A 19292-nucleotide genomic window follows, 5' to 3' on the forward strand; every position below is an offset into this window, starting at 1 on the left:
TCAGGCGCCCTGCTTCGCGATCGCGTCCTGGTACTGCTTCAGGGTCTCGTCGATCTGGGCGGCGTCGAGCTGCACCGGCACGCTGGTGCCGGAGGAGAGCTTCGCGGACTCGTCCAGCACGGCCTGCTCGTGGTACAGGGCCGCGATCTTCTTGTAGGTCTCGTTCTCGCGGTCCGCGCGGCGCACGGCGAAGCCGTTGACGAACGGCTTGGCGGAGTCGGCCTTGGGGTCGTCCTTGAACAGGGCGGTGTTCGTGTCGATGCCGGCATCCGCCGAGAACGTGTTGTTGATGACCGAGCCCTGGACGGACTCGAGCGCGTTCACGGTCTGCTGGGCGGCCACGGTCTGGACCTTCACGGTGGAGGCGGCCTCGTCGATGTCCTTGGGCTCCGGGCGGATGGTCTCGTTGGACAGCTTCAGCAGGCCGGCGGCGACGAGCACGTTGATGGCACGGGCCTGGTTCACGGTGTCGTTCGGGATGGCGACGGTGTCGCCCTTCTGGAACTCGGAGACGTCCTTGTACTTCTTGGAGTACAGGGGCAGCGGGATGATCTCGGTGGTCCCGATCAGCGTCAGGTCCTTGCCGGAGGCCTGGTTGTAGTCGGCCAGGTAGGCGATGTGCTGGAACCAGTTCATGTCGATGTCGCCGTTGTCCAGCGCCGGGTTCGGCTGCGTGTACTCCGTGAAGTTGCGGATCTCGACGTCGATGCCGTGCTTCTCCTTGGCGAGCTTCACCAGGGCGCGGTGCGTCTCGTTCTCGGACACGACGCCGATGCGCACGGTCTGGGCGCCGTCGTCGCCCTTCTTCTCGGCCTGCGAGTTGCAGGCGGTCAGGGCGAGCGCGCCGACGGCGGCCAGGGACAGGCCGGCGAAGGAGCGGCGGGAGATGTTCGAGGGGGTCGTCATGGGGTTCTCCTTGGAGGACGGGGCGACGTCGCCGGCGCGGGTGGGCACGGCGGGTGCGGAACGGTGCGGGGTGGGCCGTGCGGTGGGTGATTCCCCGCGGGGCACAGCACGGCGGGCGGGGGCGAGAGACGCCCCGAGCCGGAGGCCGGGATCCTTTCGAACGCTGCTCTTGCCCGTCCCCCAGTCACCGCGGGCTCCCCTCGGGGGGTCTGCACGCAGCGGAGGCGGGCCGCTTCTCGGTCCGTTGCCACCCGTGAACATGGGGTTGGCGAGCGGCTCGTCATGGGACCACGTGGACCCGCCGAGGCGGGGTCCACAGCCGCTTCTCCTGAAGCTGGGCCCAAGCGTATCGCAGCGTGTGCGCTCCATCGGGCAGGGCGGTGACGCGCAGCGTCATACTGCGGGGCCCGGGGCCGACGAGTGATGCCCCTCGCGGGACGACGACGGCCGGGCGCCTCCGCGGGGAGGCGACCGGCCGGCGTCGGGACGGGGATCAGGCGGACGGGATCAGAAGTCCCAGTCCTCGTCCTCGGTGGCCTCGGCCTTGCCGATCACGTACGAGGAGCCGGAGCCGGAGAAGAAGTCGTGGTTCTCGTCCGAGTTCGGGGAGAGCGCGGAGAGGATCGCCGGGTTCACGTCCGTGGTCTCGGCCGGGAACATCGGCTCGTAGCCCAGGTTCATCAGCGCCTTGTTCGCGTTGTAGTGCAGGAACTTCTTCACGTCCTCGGCCAGGCCCACCGCGTCGTACAGGGAGTGGGTGTACTCGACCTCGTTCTCGTACAGCTCGAACATGAGCTCGAAGGTGAACGCCTTGAGCTCCTCGCGGCGCTCCTCGGGCAGGGTCTCGATGTTCCGCTGGTACTTGTAGCCGATGTAGTAGCCGTGCACGGCCTCGTCGCGGATGATCAGGCGGATCAGGTCCGCCGTGTTGGTGAGGCGCGCGTGGGAGGAGAGGTACATCGGCCAGTAGAAGCCGGAGTAGAAGAGGAAGGACTCCAGCAGCGTGGAGGCGATCTTCTTCTTGTATGGGTCCTCGCCGTCGTAGCGCTCCAGGATCAGCTGGGCCTTGCGCTGCAGGTTCGGGTTCTCGCGGGACCAGCGGAAGGCCTCGTCGATCTCCTTGGTGGAGGCCAGCGTGGAGAAGATCGAGGAGTAGGACTTCGCGTGCACGGACTCCATGAACGCGATGTTCGTGTAGACGGCCTCCTCGTGTGGGGTGATCGCGTCCGGGATCAGGGAGACGGCGCCGACGGTGCCCTGGATCGTGTCCAGCAGGGTCAGGCCGGTGAACACGCGCATGGAGAGCAGGCGCTCGTCGTCGGTGAGCTGGTTCCAGGACTGGACGTCGTTGGACAGCGGCACCTTCTCGGGCAGCCAGAAGTTGTTGACGAGGCGCTGCCAGACCTCGTTGTCCTTCTCGTCCTGGATGCGGTTCCAGTTGATGGCCTCGACGAGGTGATCGTGGACGGAGGGTCCGTGGTGCGGCTCAGTCATGGCAGGCACATCCTTCTGGAAGACATCGGTGGAATCATGCGGATCTCGGGGCGCGACGGCGGCGCGCGCGGGGCATGAAGTCGCGGGCCAGTCTAGGCCAGCGCACCTCCTTCGGCACTCGCGCCCCGGCGTGGTCGGCACGTGATCTTCGTCGTGCGCCTAGGGCGTGTTGCTAAAGGGTAGTAGTCAGCCAATGCAGTGTCGCGGCGAGGCAGAGCCCGGCGTGATAGCTCCGGGCGTACTTGTCCGAGCGCATCGCGATTCCTCGCCACTGTTTGAGCCGGTTGAAGCACCGCTCCACGACATTGCGGCCCCGATAGCGCTGGCGCTGGTCTTCACCGAAGTCGATCGGTCTTCCTGGGCGGCGGCGCCGGTGCGCGATCTGATCGGCCCGCTCGGGGATCGTGGCCGCGATGCCATGCCGGCGCAGCCAAGACCGGTTCGCCTTCGAGGGGTAGCCCTTGTCCGCAATCAGGCGGTCAGGCCGCGCCCTGGGCCGCCCACGGGCGCCGGCCACGCTGATCAGCTCCAGCGTGGTGGCCAACATCGAGGTGTCCGCCACCTGCCCGCCGGTCACCACGAACGCCAGCACCCTGCCCTTGCCATCACAGACCAGATGAGACTTCGTCGTCAGACCGCCGCGGGAGCGTCCGATGGCATGATCAGCCGGCTCGTCCCCGGATTTCTTGTAGTTCATCAGGGCCCCCTGTGGGGCGGGGCAGGGTCGCCCCGTGCTGATGGACGCGCACGATCGTGGAATCGATCGAGGCCACCCAATCCAGCTCGCCAGCCTGCTGTGCCATCGACTGAGTGCGCTCGAGCACGCGCTCCCACACACCCTGGGCGGCCCACCGGTTGAAGTTCTTGTAGATCGTGTTCCAGTTCCCGAACCGCTCGGGCAGATCCCGCCACGGAGCTCCGGTGCGGAAGCGCCACGCGGTGGCCTCGACCACCGCGCGCCGATCCACCGGGGGCCGACCCGTGGACTTCGGGGCAGGGAACAGCGGGCCGATCACGGCCCAGACCTCGTCCGAGATGACATCACGCGACACCCCTCAAGACTGGCGCACCCAAAGCTTGAAACCCTTTAGCAACACGCCCTAGGGTGACGACCATGCACGACTCCCTCCGCCCCACCCGGTCCTTCGTGGCGCTGCTCCGCAATCCGCGCATCCGGCGCGCCCTCGGCGCACTGCTGACCGGCTCAGAGGTCGCCGCCTCCGACCGCGGCGCGCTGAAGGCCGCCGAGTCCGTCGGCCTCACCCGCGCGGACGACGACGACACCCCGGTCCTGCAGGAGGCCTTCCTTGCGGACGCGGTCGCCGCCCTCGATCGGGCCCTCGGCCCGCTGGCCGTGCTGGACGGCGGGCGGATCCGCGTGGGCGACCTCCCGCACGGGGAGGTCGACGCGGCGGTGGGCGCCGTCGTCGAGCGTGTCCTCTCCCCCGGCGAGCGCGTCCCGGAGGCGACCCTCAACGACCGTCTGGCCCTCTTCGTCGTGGACGTGGCCTTCTTCCGCCGCCACGCCTACGACCTCGGCCTCGTGGACCGGGAGCTGGACGGCTCGGCGTACTGGCGGAGGTGACCACTCACCCGGCCGGGCTCCGGACGAACGACGGCGACGCACCCGCTCAAGGTGCGTCGCCGTCGTCGTGGGGCGAGCCGAGGCTCAGAGCATGCAGCTCACGCAGCCCTCGACCTCGGTTCCCTCGAGGGCGAGCTGGCGCAGGCGGATGTAGTAGATCGTCTTGATCCCCTTCGTCCACGCGTAGATCTGCGCGCGGTTCAGGTCACGGGTGGTGGCCGTGTCCTTGAAGAACAGCGTCAGGGACAGTCCCTGGTCCACGTGCTGCGTCGCCGCGGCGTACGTGTCGATGATCTTCTCGTAGCCGATCTCGTACGCGTCCTCGTAGTACTCGAGGTTCTCGTTGGTGAGGTACGGCGCCGGGTAGTACACGCGGCCGAGCTTGCCCTCCTTGCGGATCTCGATCTTCGAGGCCACCGGGTGGATCGAGGAGGTCGAGTTGTTGATGTAGGAGATCGAGCCCGTCGGCGGGACCGCCTGCAGGTTGCGGTTGAACAGGCCGTGCTCCATGACCTTTGCCTGGAGCTCGCGCCAGTCGTCCTGGGTGGGGATGTCGATGCCGGCGGTCTCGAACAGCTCGGCGACGCGGGCGGTGGCCGGCGTCCACTCCTGCTCGGTGTACTTCGCGAAGAACTCGCCGGAGGCGTACGTCGAGTCCTCGAAGCCGCCGAACTTCTGGCCGGTCTCCTGCGCGATCAGGTTCGAGGCCCGCAGCGCGTGGAAGAGCACCGTGTAGAAGTAGATGTTCGTGAAGTCCACTCCCTCCTCGGAGCCGTAGTGCACGTGCTCGCGGGCCAGGTAGCCGTGCAGGTTCATCTGGCCCAGGCCGATCGCGTGGGAGGCGGAGTTGCCCTTGGCGATGGACGGCACGGACTGGATGTCGCTCATCACGGACACCGCGGTCAGCGCGCGGATCGCGGTCTCCACGGAGCGCCCGAAGTCCGGGGAGTCCATGGTCTTCGCGATGTTCATGGAGCCGAGGTTGCAGGAGATGTCCTGGCCCACGTGGGCGTAGCTCAGGTCCTCGTTGTACTCGGAGGCCTCGGAGACCTGCAGGATCTCGGAGCACAGGTTGGACATGGTGATCCGGCCCTTGATGGGGTTGGCGCGGTTCACGGTGTCCTCGAACACGATGTACGGGTAGCCGGACTCGAACTGGATCTCGGCCAGGGTCTGGAAGAACTCACGCGCGTTGATCTTGGTCTTCTTGATCCGCGCGTCGTCCACCATCTCGTAGTACTTCTCCGTCACGGAGATCTCGGAGAAGGCCTTGCCGTACACGCGCTCGACGTCGTACGGGGAGAAGAGGTACATGTCCTCGTTGCGCTTGGCCAGCTCGAACGTGATGTCCGGGATCACGACGCCGAGGGAGAGCGTCTTGATGCGGATCTTCTCGTCCGCGTTCTCGCGCTTGGTGTCCAGGAACCGGTGGATGTCCGGGTGGTGCGCGTGCAGATAGACGGCGCCGGCGCCCTGGCGGGCCCCCAGCTGGTTCGCGTAGGAGAACGAGTCCTCCAGCAGCTTCATCACCGGGAGCACGCCCGAGGACTGGTTCTGGATGTGCTTGATGGGGGCGCCCTGCTCGCGCACGTTCGTCAGGGACAGGGCGACGCCGCCGCCGCGCTTGGACAGCTGGAGGGCGGAGTTGATGCCGCGGGCGATCGACTCCATGTTGTCCTCGATGCGCAGCAGGAAGCAGGAGACGAGCTCGCCGCGCTGGGCCTTGCCGGCGTTGAGGAACGTGGGGGTGGCCGGCTGGAAGCGGCCGGAGATCATCTCGTCCACGAGGTGGGTGGCGAGGGCCTCGTCGCCCGCGGCCAGGTGGAGGGCCACGACGGCGACGCGGTCCTCGTAGCGCTCCAGATAGCGCTTGCCGTCGAAGGTCTTGAGCGCGTAGGACGTGTAGAACTTGAACGCGCCGAGGAAGGTGGGGAAGCGGAACTTCGCCTTGTACGCGCGGTCGAACGTCGCCTTGACGAACTCCGGGGCGTACTGCGCGAACGTCTCCGGCTCGTAGTAGTGCTTCTCCTGCAGGTACTCGAGCTTCTCCTCGAGGTCGTGGAAGAACACCGTGTTGGTGTTGACGTGCTGCAAGAAGTACTGGCGGGCGGCGGCGTGGTCCGCCTCGAACTGGATCTTCCCATCCGACCCGTAGAGGTTCAGCATGGCGTTGAGCTCGTGGTAGCCCAGGTCCTGCCAGGCCTCGGGCATGTGCTTGGCCTGCTGGATGAGGTCGGCCTCGGTGACGGTCATGCGTGCTGTCCTTCTTCCAGGCGCTCGAGGCCCTCCCGGACGGCGACGACGTCCTCGGGGGTGCCCATGAGCTCGAACTTGTACATCAGGGGGACCTGGCACTTGCGGGAGATGATGTACCCCGCCGCGGCGTAGGCCCCGGAGAAATTGGTGTTGCCGGAGGCGATGACGCCCCGGATCAGCGCCCGGTTGCCCGGGACGTTGAGGAACTTGATGACCTGCTTGGGCACCTCCCCCCCGGTGTCCCCGCCCCCGCCGTAGGTGGGGGTCAGCAGCACGTAGGGGGCGGTGGCGCCGAGGGTCGGCTCCCGCGTGAGGAGGGGAAGGCGGGCGGCCTGTCCGAGGGGCAGGCCGAGCTTCTCGACGAATCGGTGGGTGTAGCCGGAGGCGGAGGAGAAGTAGATGAGCCGCGCGTCCGTGGGGACGAGCCCCTGCGCCTCCGCGTCCCGCATGTGGTTCGGGCCGGCGGTGGCCGTGGTCATCGCGGCGTCAGGCCACCTGGGTGGCCGCGGACTCGGCCAACTCGGCGATCTTGTCCGGACGGAAGCCGGACCAGGAGTCGGTGTCCGTGATGACCACCGGGGCCTGCATGAAGCCCAGGGCGCGCACGCGGTCCAGGGCCTCCGGGTCCTGGGACATGTCCACGGTCTCGTAGGCGATGCCCTTCTTGTCCAGTGCACGGTAGGTGGCGTTGCACTGGACGCAGGCCGGCTTGGTGTAGACGGTGACGGTCATGGCGGCTCGTCCTTCTTCCTCGGTGTGGTGAGTGCTGTCTCGGCCCGGAGGCCGTGGGAAGTCTGGTGCGACGGGCCCCTCTGCCGGCGATCCGGCGAGGGGCCTCGGTGCGCTGAATCGATACTACATCTGGGTGCCACGGGGTGCACTGAGCACTACATGTAGTAGTTACACCCGTGTGCTTCGAGTTGACATCCCGTCCACACCACGCTCCACAGGAGGGGGCGAATCACAACGGCGTAACCATGCGGGAGACGCGTGGTCGGGGTGTCGCTGTCCACAGCCGGCCGAGGCTGTGGAGGACCCCGTCCACACCCGGAGAGTCGATCCGGCCACACCGGAAGACGGCGTGTCCGGGGGTGTCGCGGACACAAGATGTGGGGCGGCGGCGGCCGTAGGGTCCCACCCGAACGCCCCGGTGGACTGGAGAGGACTTCGGGCGGGTCCCACGAAGAGACCCGCCCGGAATCACGGCATCAGAGCCGTTGAGCGCCTGTCACCTGCGGAGGATCACCGCGTCACGCGGCCAGCCCCAGACGACGCCGGGCCGCCACCAGCGCGCCCGCCCCCAGAGCGGCGACGCCGGCCAACCACCATGCCGCCTCGTCGCCCGTCTGGACCTTGGACGGGACCGTGTGCCCACCCTCGGCCGGGGCCGCGGCGTCCTCGACCGCGCGGTCCACGTATGGATGCAGGAGCGCGAGGCGGGAGCGGGTCACGCCGTCGGCGTCCTCGCCGTACACCAGGGCGTAGTCCGTCCCGTCGAACCGGGCCAGGGCCTCCGACATCCATTCCTTGTAGCCGTAGCCTCCGTCGACCTCCTTGAGTGCCGCCACCGGCTCGTCCACGCCGAAGAACGAGCCCTCCTGCCAGACCCCGGCGACGGGCAGGGAGTGCGTCTCGCCCTCGACGGTGACCTCGACCGCAGCCGGGGTGGAGGAGACGCCGAACGCAAAGGAGCCGTCCGCCGGACGGCCCAGGTCCGCCGGCTGGTGCAACGGCACGTCGATGCGCTCGACCTGGGGGCCCATGACCTCGGTGCCGTACTCGTAGGCGAAGCAGGCCTGGTCGGCGGCATTGGTGCCGGTCTCCACTTCCAGGACGGTGGCGGCCTCGGTCACGCCGTCCACACGCACCTCGACGACCGCCTGCCTCACGTCCGGACCGAGGGCCGCCACGATGTCGCGCGTCTCGAACGCACCGACCGGATCGCCTCCCGCGAAGGGGATCTGCACGGCGTCGGCGGCGTCGGAGCCGGCGGGTCGGACCGCCACAGTGACATCCTCGGCCGTGTGGGCCTCCGGGTCGGCCGCGGCGTCCTGGAGCACGAACGGGACGGACGCCGAGGAGGCGGTCGCGCCCGTCTCCTGGTCCGTGAAGGTGTACACACCGGCGGTGTCATAGACGCAGCCCCAGACCGCCTGCTCGCCGAGGTGCGGGGTGGCGGAGGCAGGGGCGGCCAGCACGGCGGCGGCGAGGCCGACGGTCCCTGCCGCGGTGATCAGGCGCATGGAGGCGGGGCGGATGCGGGGGTGTGAGGCGACATGGTCCACGACGGGCTCCTTCGGTGCGGTGCGGCCGAGCGGCCGCGGGTGAGTCCGGCCCTCCCGGCCGGATACTGCGAGTGTGGAGCCCGATGCCCCGCCCACGCAACAGCTGTGACGGAAGCGAGACCACCCCGTGTCCGGCTCGTGGCCGGAGCGGGCCGGCCGCCCCAGGCGGTCACCGAATGAGCAGGACGGCCGCGCCACGCTGCTGGCCGTGCTGGACTACCGCGACAACGGCACCGCCGTGTCCCTGACGCGGGCCTTCACCGTGCCGACGTTCCGCGGCCAGGGCCACGCGCCCACGCTGACCGCCGGGGCGGTGCAGGACATCGCCGAGTGCGGCGGGGCGGCCGGCGGCACGCACGTGGTGCCGATGTGCTGGTACGTGGCCCAGTGGTTCGACGAGCACCCCGAGCGGCAGGCCATGCTCGCCCGCGTCTGACCTCGCCCCCCGCGGAGCGAGACCTCCTCGGACGTGCGACGGGGCGGCCACCGGTCCTCCGGTGGCCGCCCCGTCGCGCATGCGGGATCAGCGCGTCACTTCGTGGTGATCCGCCGAGGTGCCGGATGCTCGGTCGTCCGATGGACGGGCTTGCCGCTCGTGGAGGGGGCCGCAACGGGCAGTGGCCCCGTGGATGCTAGGACAGCGGCGGCGAAGCGGGTGGTGCGCTGGGACAGGACGGCCTGCCGGTGGCGGGCGGCGCTGCGGGTGCAGGGCCGGGTGCGGGCCATGACGGGACTCCGTTCTCGAACGGCGCACCATGTGGTGCCCCTCACACGCTAGGGGCGCCCTCCGAGCCCGCCCAGCACGGGACGGACACGCTTCGGCGCCGATCCGGTTTCGGACTCGGGATGCGGCGCGCCCATTGCCCGGACGGCCCAGCGCGCATACGGTAAACATCGGTTTCACGATGAGCAACACCTGGCCCTGACATCGTCACACCCCGACCCCGAGCACCCCCGAGGCCCATGAAATCCCTGCCGCTGCACCCCACGCCGACCACCCCGCAGGTGGGCCGCCGCCTCCGCGCCCTGCGCGAGCAGGCGCGCATCTCCCTGGCCGACCTCGCCCAGGTGACGGGCCTGTCCAAGGGGTTCCTCTCGCGCGTCGAGCGGGACCTCACCAGCCCCTCGGTGGCCTCCCTCGTGGCCGTGTGCCAGGCGCTGGGCACCAGCCCGGGCCACGTGCTGGACGCCCCCGAGGTGACCGTGGTGCGCGGCGGCGAGGCGCCCGCGATCAGCCTCGGCGGCCAGGGGATCACCGAGAGCCTGCTCTCCCCGCCCGGGCTGCGGCCCCTGCAGGTGATCCGCGCGGAGATCGCCCCCGGCGGCACCGGTGAGGACGAGCTGTACACGGTGGACTGCGAGGTCGAGTCCGTGCACGTGGTCTCGGGCCGGCTGACGCTGCGCACCGTGGACGGCGCCCACGCCCTGGCCGCCGGGGACACCGCCACCTTCAGCGGCCAGGAGCCCCACTCCTGGCAGAACCCGGACCCGGACTCCCCCGCCCTGGTCCTCTGGATCCTCGCCGGACGCACCTGAGCACCTCCGTCCCGCGCCACCCCGTCCCATCCCCACCCCGCCCGACAACCCCAGGAGAGCACCATGCTCGAGATCCCCCGCGTCGAGGACAACGGCCGCCTCGGCCCCGTGAACTCCGCCCTCGTGCCCCGCTACGGCGGCGCCCCCACCTACGCGCTGCTGCCGCGCCTGGACGAGGCGGCCGCGGCCGGCGTCGCCCCGGAGATCAAGGTGGTCGGCGTGCCGTTCGACGCCGGCGTCTCCTACCGCCCCGGTGCACGTTTTGGGTCCGGCCACGTGCGGCAGTCCTCGCGGCTGCTGCGCCCGTACAACCCGGCCACGGAGACCTCCCCCTTCGCGCAGGCCCAGGTGGTGGACACCGGGGACATGGCGGTGAACCCGTTCCACATCGGCGAGGCCCTCGAGTCGATCCAGCAGGACGCCATGGACCTCACCGAGGACGGCGCCTCGCTCATGACCATCGGCGGCGACCACACGATCGCCCTGCCGCTGCTGCGCGCCGCCTCCGCCCGTGCGGGTGAGCCCGTGGCCCTGCTGCACTTCGACGCCCACCTGGACACGTGGGACACCTACTTCGGCGCCGCGTACACCCACGGCACCCCGTTCCGCCGCGCCGTGGAGGAGGGGATCCTGGACACCGAGGCCATCTCGCATGTGGGCACCCGCGGCCCGCTCTACGGCAAGAAGGACCTCGACGACGACCACCGCATGGGCTTCGGCATCGTCACCTCCTCGGACGTGTTCCGCAAGGGCGTCGACGAGATCGTGGACCAGCTGCGCCAGCGCATCGGGGGCCGGCCGCTCTACATCTCCGTGGACATCGACGTCCTCGACCCCGCGCACGCGCCGGGCACCGGCACCCCCGAGGCCGGCGGCCTCACGAGCCGCGAGCTGCTCGAGATCCTCCGTGGCCTGCGCGGCCTGGACATCGTCGGTGCCGACCTCGTGGAGGTGGCCCCGGCCTACGACCACGCCGAGCTGACCGGCGTCGCCGCCTCCCACGTGGCCTACGACCTGATCTCCCTGATGGCCGACCGCCGCGCCACCCGCGCGGCCGCAGAGGGCGGGGTGGACGCATGAGCGCCCGCCACGACGCGGCCGTCCCCCAGGAGGCCGCGGACATGGCGGCCGCCGCCGGAGGCGCTGGCGGCGGCACGGCCCGCCGCAACGGCGGCGACCTGGCCGTCGAGACGCTCCACGCCCTGGGCGCACGGACCGTGTTCGGCATCCCCGGCCAGCACGCGCTCGGCCTGTTCGACGCCCTGTCCCGCTCGAGCCTGCGGTTCGTGTCCAGCCGCGTGGAGAACAACGCCGCCTTCGCCGCGGACGGGTACGCCCGTGCCACCGGCGAGGTCGGCGTCCTCTTCCTCTCCACCGGCCCGGGCGCGCTGACGTCCCTCGCCGGCCTGCAGGAGGCGTACGCCACGGGCGTGCCGATGCTCGTGATCGCCTCGCAGATCCCGCTCTCCGGGCTCGGTGCCCGGCGCAAGGGCATGCTGCACCAGCTGGACGACCAGAAAGCCTCCGCGAAGAACGTGACCAAGGCCCAGTTCACGGTCCACCACGCCTCGGGCATCCCCTCGGCCATCCAGGACGCGTGGGCCGAGGCCGTCACCGTGCCGCAGGGGCCGGTGTGGGTGGAGATCCCGCAGGACGTGCTGCTCGGCGAGGTCATGGTGCCCCCGGTGCAGGACGCGCTCGCGGTGCCCTACGACCATCCGCCGCGCGCCGAGCTCGTGGCCGAGTCTGTGCGCTGGCTGCGCGGGGCGGAGCGGGTGGCGATCGTGGCCGGCGGCGGCGTGCGCCGCTCCGGCCGGGCCGCGATGGCGAGCCTGCGGGAGGTCGCGGAGCTGCTCCAGGCGCCCGTGGTCTGCTCGCCGGGCGGCAACACCGCCTTCCCGTGGGGGCACCCGCTGTCCCTGGGCGGCTGGGTGGAGGACCGGCACGTCACGGAGCTGCTGGAGGACGCCGAGGTGCTGCTCGTCGTGGGCTCCTCCCTGGGCGAGGTCACCTCGAACTACTTCACGCTCGAGCCCCGCGGCCGGCTCATCCAGGTCGACGCCGAGCCGCGCGTGCTGGAGACCAACCATCCCACGCTGGGTGTGCGGGCCGATGCCGGGCAGGCCCTGGCCGCCCTCGCGGACGCGCTTCGCGCGGACGAGACCGCCCGCCCGGCCGAGCGCCCCTGGCACGGCCGCACCCCCGCGGACGTGGTGGCCGAAGTCAACGCGAAGGTCACGGCGCGCCTGGACGCCCAGGACCTGGGCCGCGAGCGCCGGCTCCTGGCGGACATCCGGGCGGCGGTCCCGTCGACCATGCAGACGTTCTGGGACATGACCATCGCCGCGTACTGGGGCTGGAACTGCTGGGACGCGCAGGACGGCGAGTTCCACTCGGCGCAGGGCGCCGGCGGGCTGGGCTACGGCTTCCCCGCGGCGTTCGGGGCGTCGGTGGGCCTGGCCTCGGCCGGGCGCGACGCGCGGGTGCTGGCCGTGGCCGGGGACGGCTCGGCGATGTACTCGATCGCCGAGCTCGCCGCGGCCCGCCAGCACGACGCGGACGTCACGTGGCTGATCATCGACGACGGCGGGTACGGCATCCTGCGCGAGTACATGGAGGGCGCGTTCGGCAAGGCCACGGCCACCGAGCTGGCCCGCCCGGACTTCGCGGCCCTGGCGACCTCCTTCGGGGTGCCCGCCGAGACGGTGGGAGTGGAGGACGTGCGCGGCGCGCTCGAGCGCGCGTTCCAGGAGGACGGGCCGAACGTCGTCGTGGTGCAGACCCGCCTGGCGATGTGGGCGCCCAGCCACCTCGAGGCCCCCGTCCCCGCGGACGAGGCCGGCCCCGGCCTCGCCGAGACCACCCGACCGGAAGGACGCGCCGCATGAGCACCCTCGACCCCGCGGGCGCACGCGCCCACCTGGCCCGCCGGGCCACCACCGTCCAGCAGTCGGCCGTGCGCGACGTCTTCGACATCGCCATGGACCCGGACCTGGTGTCCCTGGCCGGCGGCAACCCGTGGCTCGCCGGCCTGCCCCTGGAGGAGCTCGGAGCCACGGCCGCCCGCCTGGTGGCGGAGCAGGGCACCGCGTCCCTGCAGTACGGGCCGGGCCAGGGCCTGGAGTGCATGCGCGTGGCGGCGTGCGCGGTCATGGCCGCGGACGGGATCCCGGACGCCGACCCGGAGCTCGTGGTGATCACCCCCGGCTCCCAGGCCGCGATCGACACCGCCTGCCGCGCGTTCGCGGACCCGGGCGACGTCGTCGTGGTGGAGGACCCCACGTTCGTGGGCGCGCTGACCTCCTTCCAGACGTGGGAGCTCGAGGCCGTGGCCACGCCCACGGACGAGCACGGCCTGGTCCCCGCGGACCTGGACGCCACGCTGGCGCGACTCGAGGCCGAGGGCCGCCGTGTGGCGTTCCTCTACACGATCCCGTCCTTCGCCAACCCCTCCGGACTGCTGCTGCCCGCCGACCGGCGCGACGACGTCGCCGCGGTGTGTGAGCGGCACGGCGTGCTGATCGTCGAGGACAACCCCTACGGGCAGATCGCGTTCGACGGCGCCCCCGTCGCCCCGATCGCCGCCGCCCACCGCGAGCGCACCGTGTACTTGGGCACGATGTCCAAGATCTTCTCCCCAGGCGTGCGCGTGGGCTGGGCCCTGGTGCCCGAGGCGCTGCACCGCGAGTTCTACCTCTGCGCGGAGTCGGCGTTCATCCACGCCTCCACGACGTCGCAGATGCTCTCCACCGCCTTCGTCACGGAGTACGACTGGCAGGACCACGTCCGAGGGGTGACGGGCCTGTACCGGAGCCGCGCGCAGGCCCTGCAGGCGGCGATCGCCGAGCACTGGGACCCCGGCTTCACCTTCACGCCGCCGGCGGGCGGGTTCTTCCTCTGGGGCTCCCTGCCCGCGGGCGTGGACGCCGTGGAGCTGATGCATCGGGGCATCGCCGCCGGGGCCGTGTTCGTGCCCGGTGCAGCCTTCACGCCCGTCCCCGGGACGCACTCCACACTGCGCCTGGCCTACTCCTTCGTGGATGAGGAGACACTGGCCGAGGGTGTGCGCCGCCTGGCGCCCGTGGTCAACACCGCCGTGGAGGGGGCGCGGTGAGCTGACGTGGCGCGGTGCGGACGCCTCCCGGGGGCCCGGAACACCCGGGGCCGTGTGCGCGTTCCCCGTGGCATGGATGCATCCGACTCCCCGACCACGTTCACCCGGAACGACGCCGCCTCCCGCTATGAGCTCCACGACGCCTCCGGCGAGCTGCTGGCCGCGCTCGACTACCGCGACAACGGCACCGCGGTGTCCCTGACCCGCGCGTTCACGGTGCCGGTGCACCGCCGGCAGGGGCACGCGGCCACGCTCACCGCCGGCGCCGTGGCGGACATCGAGGCCCGCGGCGGGGCGGCCGGCGGCACCACGGTGGTCCCGATGTGCTGGTACGTGGCCCGCTGGTTCGAGGAGCACCCCGAGAAGGCGGGGCTCCTGGACGCGCGGTGAGCGGAGCGCACGACGACGGCCCCGCACCTCGACGGGTGTGGGGCCGTCGCGCGTCGGCGGGCTCAGCCGGCGTCGGGGACGTCGCGGGTCAGCGGGCCTCGCCGAGGCCGAACCGGCGCCGGGCGGCGACCAGTGCGCCGGCCCCGAGAGCCCCGAGGCCGACGGCCCACCAGGCCGCCTCGTCACCGGTCTGCACCTTCCCGGGCACGGCGTGCTCAGCGTCCGGCGCGGTCGGGGCGGGGTCCTCGCCCGCGCCCAGCTGGGCGAGGACGTGCGACTCGGCGTAGGGCAATGCGCCCTGCTCGCCGGGGACGACCACGAGTCGGCCGTGCTGGGGCTCCTCCGCGAGCACGGTGACGCCACCGCCGGGGGTGCCGGAGGAGGGGCCGCCCTGGAGGTACACCATCCGGGACCCGGGGGCGGACAGCAGCGTGCGCTCGTCCGCGTCGGGGCGGTAGGCGAAGTCGTAGTCCTGCGGACCGGAGGCCCCACCGGCTCGCCGGGGACGTCGTCGCCCAGGTGTGCGTCGGGGCCGTACACCGCCGAGCCGGTCTCGCGGCCGTCCACGTAGAGGGTGAGGACCACGTGGTCGACGCCCTCGTCGGCCAGCACGCGGCGGGCCCCCACGACGTCCACGACGCCGCGCTCCAGCTCTGAGTCGGAGGGGAACTCGACGTCCGTCTCCAGGCCCCGCTCCCCGGCGATCGGCGTGTCTGCGGCGGAGGTGACGGTGAAGGGGGCCACGGTCATGCGGATCTCGTCGGCGTCGACGTCGTGCTCGGTGTCCACGACGAGGACCGTCGGGTCCCCCGGCACGGTGGTGAACCTGGCGAGGTCCTGGCGAACGCCCCCGGCCTGGGCCCCGGCCGCGCCGGTGTCGGCGTCCCCGCCCGGTCGGCGGGGACGACCCCAGGTTGCGTCCGGCGAGGGGTCTGCACCAGACCTGTGGCCGAGTTGTGCCCGATCCGTTCTCCCTCGTGATCGGCGCGCGGTGATCGGCCCGAGCACCCGCGCCGCCGTCAGTCGACGCTGACGGCCCGGGACAAGGACCCGTCGGCATCGTCCTGCGCCTCCGCGACGTCGTAGCGGCGCCGGACGAACACCCGCAGCTGGGCGGCGACGCCCGCGATCTCCTCGGCGGCGAAGTGGTCGCGCCGCCACACGGCGTGCAGGTGGACCTCCAGACGTCGGCCCCCGGCCCGGATGGGCAGGGGGCGCAGCCCGAAGGCGGGGTCCTCCGTGACGACGGCGACCGCGGTGCCGTTCGCCGCGAGCGCCTGGGCGACGCGGCCGGAGTTGGCCTCCACCACCTGGCGCGGGGCCGCCCCGGCGACTTCGAGCGCGGCGTCGAACACACGGCGGGCCTTGAAGGAGCGGGACGGCAGCACGAGGCGGGCGCCGGCCAGCTCCGCGGCGTCCAGCTCGTCCCGGTCCGCCCAGGGGTGGCCCGGGGCCACGCAGGCCCACACGGGCATGCTCTGCAGCGGCAGAGCGGCGACGTCGTCGGGCGGGGTGGAGGGCAGGACCACCAGGTCCAGGCGCGCGACCGAGTCCTGCAGGGAGTCGTCGAGCTGGGTCTCGGTCACGCGCACGGCGGGGTCGCCCTCCCCCAGCACCGTGAGGAACGGGATCACGACGTCGATGAGGGTGGTGCCGGGCGCCCCGAGGGAGAGCTCCGTCAGCCGCCCCGCCGCGAGGATCCGCGCCGCCTGCCGCGCGTGCGCGTGCGCCGCGAGCAGGCTGCGGGCCACGGGAAGCCATGCCTGCCCCGCTGGCGTGATCCGCAGCCGCGCGCCCTCGGGCGCGAACAGGGCCAGGCCGAGGTCGCGCTGGAGGCGCTGCAGATGGCGGGTGAGGGCGGACTGGCCGAGGCCGAGTTCGCGTGCGGCGGCCGTGACGGTGCCCTCGTCGACCACCGCCACGAAGGTGCGCAGCAGCGCCGGGTCGAGGAGGTGGTCCAGGTCGAGGGCCCGTCCCCCCGCGGCGATGCTGTCCATGCCTCGAGAGAATAGCCCGCATCCACATTCATCATTGGACGTGATGCCCCCGCCGGCCGGACGATGGAGGCGCGCCCCACGGGGACGCCCCGATCCACCGTCCAAGGAGCCCCCGATGACCTCCCCCGTCACCGCCCCTGAACAGTCCCGCCACATCGCCACGGAGCTGCCCGGCCCGAAGTCCCGCGAGCTGGCTGCCCGCCAGGCTGGCGCCGTGCCCGCCGGCGTCGCCACCACCATGCCGGTGTTCGCCTCCCGCGCCGGTGGCGGCATCATCGAGGACGTCGACGGCAACCGCCTGATCGACCTCGGCTCCGGCATCGCCGTGACCTCCGTGGGCGCCTCCCACCCCAAGGTCGTCGAGGCCGTGCAGGAGCAGGTCGCCGACTTCACCCACACCTGCTTCATGATCACCCCCTACGAGGGCTACGTCGCCGTCGCCGAGAAGCTGGGCGAGAAGGCCCCGATCTCCGGGGAGACCCGCACCGCCCTCTTCAACTCCGGCTCCGAGGCCGTGGAGAACGCCGTCAAGGTGGCCCGCGCCTACACCCGCAAGCAGGCCGTCGTCGCCTTCGACCACGCCTACCACGGCCGCACCACGCTGACCATGTCGCTGACGGCCAAGTCGATGCCCTACAAGCACAGCTTCGGCCCGTTCGCCCCGGAGGTCTACCGCGTGGCCGGCTCCTACCCGCTGCGCGACGGCCTCAACGGCGCCGCCGCGGCGAAGAAGGCCATCTCCGCGATGGAGAAGCAGATCGGCGCCGACAACCTGGCCGCCGTCATCATGGAGCCCCTCCAGGGAGAGGGCGGCTTCATCGTCCCCGCCGAGGGCTTCCTGCAGGCGATCGTCGAGTGGTGCACGGCCAACGATGTGCTGTTCATCGCGGACGAGGTGCAGTCCGGCTTCGCCCGCACCGGCGCCTGGTCCGCCTCCGAGCTGGAGGGCATCGAGCCCGACCTGATGTGCACCGCCAAGGGCATCGCCGGCGGCATGCCGCTGTCCGCGGTCACCGGCCGCGCCGAGGTCATGGACGCCGTGCACCCGGGCGGCCTGGGCGGCACCTACGGCGGCAACCCCGTCGCGACCGCCGCCTCCCTGGCCGTGTTCGAGGCCATCGAGGAGGACGGCCTGCTGCAGGAGGCGCAGATGATCGAGCGCGTCATCCGGGAGCACTTCGAGCAGAACGCCGACGAGCGCATCGCCGAGGTGCGCGGCCGCGGCGGCATGATGGCGATCGAGTTCGTCGACCCCGCCAGCGGCGAGCCCGACGCCGCCCTCACGGGCAAGCTCGCGGCGGCCGTCCGCGCGGCCGGCGTCGTGCTGCTCACCTGTGGCACCTACGGCAACGTCGTCCGCTTCCTGCCCCCGCTGACCATCGGCGAGGAGCTGCTGCGCGAGGGCCTGGCCGAGGTCACCACGGCGCTGCAGTCCGCCTGACCCACGTCCCTGGCCACGAGGGCCTCCGCCGTCCGGCGGGGCCCTCGCGGCGTTCCCGGACCACCGGCGGGCATGACCGCGGCCCTCGTCGAGCGGCCGGGGCGGCGATGCCGCCGGCCGCCGCGTGGACCTCGTGCGATGACCCGCGCCGGGGTCAGCCGTTCCGGGTGGACGCGGCCCCGGTCGTGGAGGCGGTCGACGACGCCGCCCCCGGCTGGGCGGACGCGCCCGGCGTGGGCCGGGGGCTGGCCGTGTCCGCCGGCGTCGGCGTCGGCTGGGCGCTCGGGCTCGGGCCGGTGGAGGAGCCGTCCGCGGACGAGCTCGTCGCGGGCGGCGGCAGCGTGGACCACATCTCGTAGAGGGCAGAGGGCGTGTAGTCGACGTTGGCGCCGTCGCCGCCGGCCTGGCTGGGCAGGGAGATCGGGCCCTGGTAGCCGGAGTTGGGGGCCGTGGGCGAGGGCACGGCCGCCACCACGCCGTTCTCGCCGAGCTTCTCGAGGATCCGCTGCATGCGGGGCCGGTCCGCGTCGATCAGGTCCGAGGCGATCTTCTTGGTCTCCTCGTCCGTGCCCTCATCCGACTCCGTGCCGGCCAGACTCACGCCGCCCTGCAGCAGACGGTGGACCTGCAGCAGGTAGATGCGGCCGGCGGCGTCGTCGTCGGCGGTGACGAGGGCGGACTGATCGGAGGCCGTGAGCAGCCCCGCCCGGATGTCGGCGGCGGCCTGCTGACCCTTGGAGGCCTGGATCTCGGAGGGGTCGCCGGTGGGGCGGCCGCTCGGCTTCGTGTCGTCCACCAGGGGCTCGGGGGCGGCGGGCACCTCGAGGCCCCACGCCTGCAGGCGCGAGGACAGGTCGCCGATCCGCTGGTTCGCGACGTCCTTGTGCTGCTGGGCCATGTCCCGCACCTCGCCGTCCATGTCGGGGCGGGAGAGCACGTGGTCCGCCTCCTGGACCACCTGGTACTGGTTCTGCAGGAGCGAGGCGACGAACCGCTGGTCCGCCGCGAGCGGGTCGGCCTTGGTGGCGCTGGGGGTCGCGAGCACACCCTCGAGATAGGTGTTGGACCCGGAGCCGGCGGGCACGGGCTGGGCCGACGTGCCGCAGCCGGCCAGCACCAGCGAGAGCCCCAGCAGGCCGCCGGCGGCCGCGGACCAGCGCACAGGGCACACGGGGGCGGTGGCGTCGGTGGCTCGGTTCATGGAAGGCGGTCCTCTCGGGCGGATGACGGGCGCGGCCGGCGGCCCGCGGGACCTCCGGCCCTCAAACGGTACGCGCTCCGGAGCCCG

General features: G+C 71.9%; 17 protein-coding genes and 1 pseudogene. 8 read left to right on the forward strand and 10 right to left on the reverse strand.

The features are described from left to right. The 3 genes and pseudogenes from KW076_RS08765 to KW076_RS08775 all read right to left on the reverse strand — a co-directional run bounded on the left by KW076_RS08765 (position 1) and on the right by KW076_RS08775 (position 3452). A complete protein-coding gene (locus tag KW076_RS08765) occupies positions 1-906 on the reverse strand; it encodes a MetQ/NlpA family ABC transporter substrate-binding protein (protein WP_224354988.1) in 906 nt (301 codons plus the stop codon). Between the two features lie 507 nt (positions 907-1413). After that, a complete protein-coding gene (gene nrdF, locus KW076_RS08770) occupies positions 1414-2400 on the reverse strand; it encodes a class 1b ribonucleoside-diphosphate reductase subunit beta (protein ID WP_224354989.1) in 987 nt (328 codons plus the stop codon). Between the two features lie 172 nt (positions 2401-2572). Further along, positions 2573-3452, reverse strand: a pseudogene (locus tag KW076_RS08775) (IS5 family transposase). Between the two features lie 62 nt (positions 3453-3514). Here KW076_RS08775 and KW076_RS08780 point away from each other — a divergent pair. Further along, positions 3515-3985 (forward strand): DUF2087 domain-containing protein, encoded by a 471-nt coding sequence (locus KW076_RS08780; protein WP_224354990.1) that lies wholly within the window; start codon positions 3515-3517, stop codon positions 3983-3985. An 84-nt stretch (positions 3986-4069) separates the two neighbouring features. Here KW076_RS08780 and nrdE read toward each other — a convergent pair whose 3' ends face one another. From nrdE to KW076_RS08800, 4 genes are all read right to left on the reverse strand, one after another. Then, complete coding sequence (gene nrdE / locus KW076_RS08785) at positions 4070-6196, reverse strand: class 1b ribonucleoside-diphosphate reductase subunit alpha (RefSeq protein ID WP_434084375.1); 2127 nt, start codon at positions 6194-6196, stop codon at positions 4070-4072. Positions 6197-6234: 38 nt separating this feature from the next. After that, positions 6235-6690: a class Ib ribonucleoside-diphosphate reductase assembly flavoprotein NrdI gene (gene nrdI / locus KW076_RS08790; RefSeq protein WP_434084376.1), complete on the reverse strand. Its 456-nt coding sequence runs from the start codon at positions 6688-6690 to the stop codon at positions 6235-6237. 37 nt (positions 6691-6727) lie between these two features. Further along, a complete protein-coding gene (gene nrdH / locus KW076_RS08795) occupies positions 6728-6973 on the reverse strand; it encodes a glutaredoxin-like protein NrdH (RefSeq protein ID WP_224354993.1) in 246 nt (81 codons plus the stop codon). A 518-nt stretch (positions 6974-7491) separates the two neighbouring features. Continuing rightward, positions 7492-8526: a hypothetical protein gene (locus KW076_RS08800; RefSeq protein ID WP_224354994.1), complete on the reverse strand. Its 1035-nt coding sequence runs from the start codon at positions 8524-8526 to the stop codon at positions 7492-7494. Positions 8527-8653: 127 nt separating this feature from the next. On the opposite strand from KW076_RS08800, the gene KW076_RS08805 reads away from it, so the two are divergent. The 6 genes from KW076_RS08805 to KW076_RS08830 all read left to right on the forward strand — a co-directional run bounded on the left by KW076_RS08805 (position 8654) and on the right by KW076_RS08830 (position 14566). Beyond that, positions 8654-8962, forward strand: a complete 309-nt coding sequence (locus KW076_RS08805; RefSeq protein ID WP_224354995.1) for a GNAT family N-acetyltransferase — start codon at positions 8654-8656, stop codon at positions 8960-8962. A 527-nt stretch (positions 8963-9489) separates the two neighbouring features. Further along, positions 9490-10062 (forward strand): helix-turn-helix domain-containing protein, encoded by a 573-nt coding sequence (locus tag KW076_RS08810; protein ID WP_224354996.1) that lies wholly within the window; start codon positions 9490-9492, stop codon positions 10060-10062. Positions 10063-10125: 63 nt separating this feature from the next. Next, positions 10126-11142 carry an agmatinase gene (gene speB, locus KW076_RS08815; RefSeq protein WP_224354997.1) on the forward strand — a complete coding sequence of 339 codons (1017 nt, stop codon included), beginning with the start codon at positions 10126-10128 and terminating at the stop codon, positions 11140-11142. Positions 11143-11183: 41 nt separating this feature from the next. Next, a complete protein-coding gene (locus KW076_RS08820; protein ID WP_224356819.1) occupies positions 11184-12950 on the forward strand; it encodes a thiamine pyrophosphate-binding protein in 1767 nt (588 codons plus the stop codon). Next, positions 12947-14176 (forward strand): aminotransferase-like domain-containing protein, encoded by a 1230-nt coding sequence (locus tag KW076_RS08825; protein WP_224354998.1) that lies wholly within the window; start codon positions 12947-12949, stop codon positions 14174-14176. The genes KW076_RS08820 and KW076_RS08825 overlap by 4 nt, the downstream gene beginning before the upstream one ends. A gap of 72 nt (positions 14177-14248) precedes the next feature. Further along, positions 14249-14566 carry a GNAT family N-acetyltransferase gene (locus KW076_RS08830; RefSeq protein ID WP_224354999.1) on the forward strand — a complete coding sequence of 106 codons (318 nt, stop codon included), beginning with the start codon at positions 14249-14251 and terminating at the stop codon, positions 14564-14566. An 88-nt stretch (positions 14567-14654) separates the two neighbouring features. Here KW076_RS08830 and KW076_RS08835 read toward each other — a convergent pair whose 3' ends face one another. After that, on the reverse strand, positions 14655-14972 hold the full coding sequence (locus tag KW076_RS08835) for a hypothetical protein (protein WP_224355000.1): 318 nt from the start codon (positions 14970-14972) through the stop codon (positions 14655-14657). A gap of 613 nt (positions 14973-15585) precedes the next feature. Next, positions 15586-16563 carry a LysR family transcriptional regulator gene (locus tag KW076_RS08840; RefSeq protein WP_224355001.1) on the reverse strand — a complete coding sequence of 326 codons (978 nt, stop codon included), beginning with the start codon at positions 16561-16563 and terminating at the stop codon, positions 15586-15588. Positions 16564-16678: 115 nt separating this feature from the next. Here KW076_RS08840 and gabT point away from each other — a divergent pair, with 115 nt between their 5' ends. After that, complete coding sequence (gene gabT / locus KW076_RS08845; RefSeq protein WP_224355002.1) at positions 16679-18004, forward strand: 4-aminobutyrate--2-oxoglutarate transaminase; 1326 nt, start codon at positions 16679-16681, stop codon at positions 18002-18004. 154 nt (positions 18005-18158) lie between these two features. On the opposite strand, the gene KW076_RS08850 is transcribed toward gabT, so the two are convergent. Then, positions 18159-19205 (reverse strand): DUF305 domain-containing protein, encoded by a 1047-nt coding sequence (locus KW076_RS08850; protein WP_224355003.1) that lies wholly within the window; start codon positions 19203-19205, stop codon positions 18159-18161. Positions 19206-19292: the final 87 nt, after the last annotated feature.

It is taken from the genome of Micrococcus porci, assembly GCF_020097155.1.
GTDB lineage: Bacteria > Actinomycetota > Actinomycetes > Actinomycetales > Micrococcaceae > Micrococcus > Micrococcus porci.

Excerpts from the sequence above, each read along its gene's own strand:
- KW076_RS08765 (WP_224354988.1), bottom strand. The coding sequence starts at position 906 with ATGACGACCCCCTCGAACATCTCCCGCCGCTCCTTCGCCGGCCTGTCC.
- nrdF (WP_224354989.1), bottom strand. The coding sequence starts at position 2,400 with ATGACTGAGCCGCACCACGGACCCTCCGTCCACGATCACCTCGTCGAG.
- KW076_RS08780 (WP_224354990.1), top strand. The coding sequence starts at position 3,515 with ATGCACGACTCCCTCCGCCCCACCCGGTCCTTCGTGGCGCTGCTCCGC.
- nrdE (WP_434084375.1), bottom strand. The coding sequence starts at position 6,196 with ATGCCCGAGGCCTGGCAGGACCTGGGCTACCACGAGCTCAACGCCATG.
- nrdI (WP_434084376.1), bottom strand. The coding sequence starts at position 6,690 with ATGCGGGACGCGGAGGCGCAGGGGCTCGTCCCCACGGACGCGCGGCTC.
- nrdH (WP_224354993.1), bottom strand. The coding sequence starts at position 6,973 with ATGACCGTCACCGTCTACACCAAGCCGGCCTGCGTCCAGTGCAACGCC.
- KW076_RS08810 (WP_224354996.1), top strand. The coding sequence starts at position 9,490 with ATGAAATCCCTGCCGCTGCACCCCACGCCGACCACCCCGCAGGTGGGC.
- speB (WP_224354997.1), top strand. The coding sequence starts at position 10,126 with ATGCTCGAGATCCCCCGCGTCGAGGACAACGGCCGCCTCGGCCCCGTG.
- KW076_RS08820 (WP_224356819.1), top strand. The coding sequence starts at position 11,184 with ATGGCGGCCGCCGCCGGAGGCGCTGGCGGCGGCACGGCCCGCCGCAAC.
- KW076_RS08825 (WP_224354998.1), top strand. The coding sequence starts at position 12,947 with ATGAGCACCCTCGACCCCGCGGGCGCACGCGCCCACCTGGCCCGCCGG.
- KW076_RS08830 (WP_224354999.1), top strand. The coding sequence starts at position 14,249 with ATGGATGCATCCGACTCCCCGACCACGTTCACCCGGAACGACGCCGCC.
- KW076_RS08835 (WP_224355000.1), bottom strand. The coding sequence starts at position 14,972 with ATGGTGTACCTCCAGGGCGGCCCCTCCTCCGGCACCCCCGGCGGTGGC.
- KW076_RS08840 (WP_224355001.1), bottom strand. The coding sequence starts at position 16,563 with ATGGACAGCATCGCCGCGGGGGGACGGGCCCTCGACCTGGACCACCTC.
- gabT (WP_224355002.1), top strand. The coding sequence starts at position 16,679 with ATGACCTCCCCCGTCACCGCCCCTGAACAGTCCCGCCACATCGCCACG.
- KW076_RS08850 (WP_224355003.1), bottom strand. The coding sequence starts at position 19,205 with ATGAACCGAGCCACCGACGCCACCGCCCCCGTGTGCCCTGTGCGCTGG.